Below are 2999 nucleotides of genomic sequence, written 5' to 3'. Positions count from 1 at the left end.
TTGATCGGCAGTGAGGAGTTCCGCTACGACCCGGCAGCCAACCGCCTGGACTTCAATGCGCGGCAGTTCGACAAGGTCAAGGACAACCGGATCAAACAGTGGCGGGATCAGGAGTACCGCTACGACCCGTGGGGCAATCTGGTCGAGAAGCGCTCGGGGCACAGCAAGCTGCAGCACTTCAGCTATGACTGCGAGAACCGGCTGGTGCGGGCGGAGACGTTGGTCAATGGCAAGCTGGAAAGCCAAGGCGAGTATCGTTACGACAGCTTGGGGAGGCGAATAGCCAAGCAGGCTGAAATCAATGGCGAGGTCGAGCAGAAGCGCTTCCTCTGGCAGGGGCTGAGGATGCTGCGGGAGGAAACGCCTGGGCAGAACATCCTGTACCTGTACGAGCCGGGTAGCTATGCGCCGTTGGCGCGGGTTGATCAGGTTGAAGGGGAAGGGCAGAAGGTCTATTACTTCCATACGGACCAGATTGGTACGCCGCTGGAGCTAACGGACAGCGATGGCAAGATTGTTTGGCAGGCGACGTATCGGTCTTGGGGTTCGATAAAGCAATTGGTTGTCGATAAGGTCGAGCAGAACCTACGCTTCCAAGGCCAGTACTTTGATTATGAATCAGGACTGCACTACAATACCTTTAGATATTATGATCCGGAAGCTGGGCGCTTTGCTACTCAAGACCCGATTGGATTAGCGGGTGGGCTAAATTTATATTTTTATACGCTCAATCCCATCAATTGGATTGATCCGTGGGGGTGGTCTGGTGTAGACGGTAGCGGCCGTCCGCTATCTAGTTCACAATATAGCGTATGGACCAGTGTAGAGATGCCGCAAGAAATTCATAGTTTGAACAGGGGGGGCGCATTTCAAATATGCTAATGAAGAGCTATACAATCGTACGCTACAATACCCTGAGCTTAAGGCTGCTTTACCCGCTGAAGTAGTGGAGCATATTCAACCCGGACCCAGAGGAGGCTTCAGTGACAGAAGCCCACCAAACCACTCTTGGCACCATAATGCTCAGTCTCCTAAAGATATAGAGCTTATTCCGAGAGCGCAACACCAAGCGAAGGGACCGGTGCAAGCCAGTTTACACCCTAATCAAAAGGGTGGATTTAAGGCATTACAAAACACATCGTGCTGAGGTGGTTATGAGAGTTTATAGCATACGGGAAGTTCTAGAAAATCTGGATAAAATGCCGGACTCTTGGTTCTATTTACCAAATAGCAATTGGACCCTGGATACAAAGGGTGCGTTCTCATTAGATAGTCGTGACTTTCCCCCAGATTCGACTGATTATCTCCCGCCGCAGGTGGCTAATGAAGGATGGATCGAAACACTAGACACTCCAATGATACAGGATGTAATTAATTATACGGACCAGCAGCTTCCCTCGGCCACTGTTGAGGATTACTTTGAGGCTTTTAAATACTATTTTGAAAATGACGCTTTTTTAGAATTCTAGATCGCAAGGTTTACTAAGGATTGTTTCTAGGGCAAGAAGTGGCAAAGAGCTTATGTTGAGCGCAAGCCCGACGTCGAAGTGCTGCGCATCAGCCACCCGGACGGCACCACGGAAACCTTCACCTATAACGTCTACGGTCAGGTGCTCAGCCACACCGACGGCAAGGGCCAGACCACCCGCCTGATGCGCACGGCCCGCGGCCTGCCGAGCAGCCGCCAGGATGCCAAGGGCCAGCGGGTTCGGTACGAGTACGACAAGGCCATGCGCCTGACCGCGCTGGTCAACGAAAACAACGCCACGTACAGCTTTGGCTACGACGCTTCGGACCGGCTAAGCGAAGAAGTGCGGGTGGATAACCTGACCCGGCGTTTCAGCTACAACGTCGTTGGCCATCTCACGCGACTGGATGAGATTGGCTATGGCGAGAATGCCGAGCGGCCAGAGCGCCATACGCTCTTTGAGCGTGATGCCATTGGCCGTTTGATTGCCAAGCTCAATAGCGATACGCGGCAAGACTTCGTCTACGACGACGGTGACCGGTTGCTGAGCATCGAGCGGCAACCGAGCGGGATCGGCAAGCAGCTTGGGATCACAGAAGAAAAGCTTGAGTACACCTACGATCTGCTCGGCCGTCTGACCAAAGAAATCACCCCTGACGGCACGCTCAGCTACGAGTACGACCCGCTCAGCAACCTGACCACGCTGATCCTCCCGGATGGGCGCAAGGTCAATCACCTGTACTACGGCAGCGGCCACCTGCACCAGCTGAACCTGGATGGTCAGGTCATCAGTGAAATGGAGCGCGATGACCTGCACCGCGAGGTGTACCGGACCCAGGGCAAGCTCACCAGTTGCTTCGGTTATGACGCCATGGGGCGCAAGGCCTGGCAGTTTGCCTCGACCTTGCCGGCCGACAAGCTTTCACAGGTACATAACACTGGCATCAATACCTCGTTGCTGGTCGAGCACGCCTACAACCCGATCCACCGCCGTTACCAGTATGACCCGGCCGGTGAACTGGTGCGTACGCTGGACAAGCTGCGTGGCGAGATCAAGTACGAGTACGAAGCCAACGGCCAATTGCGCAGTCGTGATACCGGCTCGTTGATCGGCAGCGAGGAATTCCGCTACGACCCGGCAGCCAACCGCCTGGACTTCAATGCGCGGCAGTTCGACAAGGTCAGGGACAACCGGATCAAACAGTGGCGGGATCAGGAGTATCGCTACGACCCGTGGGGCAACCTGATCGAGAAGCGCTCGGGGCACAGCAAGCTGCAGTACTTCAGCTATGACTGTGAGAACCGGCTGGTTAAAGCTGAAACGTATGTCGGTGACAGACTGGAGAGCACCGGGCAGTACCGGTATGACAGCCTGGGACGGCGGGTGGCCAAACAGGCTGAAATCAATGGCGAGGTCGAGCAGAAGCGCTTCCTCTGGCAGGGGCTGAGGATGCTGCGTGAGGAGACACCTACGCAGAGCATCTTGTACCTGTACGAGCCGGGTAGCTATGCGCCGTTGGCGCGGGTTGAT

Annotated in this window: 1 protein-coding gene and 1 pseudogene; both read left to right on the top strand. The window is 55.1% G+C overall.

Going from position 1 to position 2999, the window contains the following annotated elements:
- A partial coding sequence (locus ACF8RA_RS01555; protein ID WP_392518705.1) for an RHS repeat-associated core domain-containing protein occupies nt 1–882 on the top strand: 882 nt, incomplete at its 5' end.
- A 641-nt stretch (nt 883–1523) separates the two neighbouring features.
- A pseudogene (locus ACF8RA_RS01550) lies at nt 1524–2999 on the top strand (type IV secretion protein Rhs); the annotation flags it as partial.

Source organism: Pseudomonas sp. FYR_5, from assembly GCF_043106315.1.
GTDB classification, from domain to species: Bacteria; Pseudomonadota; Gammaproteobacteria; order Pseudomonadales; family Pseudomonadaceae; genus Aquipseudomonas; species Aquipseudomonas putida_Y.
Note: the sequence above shows the minus strand (reverse complement) of the source record. Positions and strands in the feature narration are given on the sequence as shown.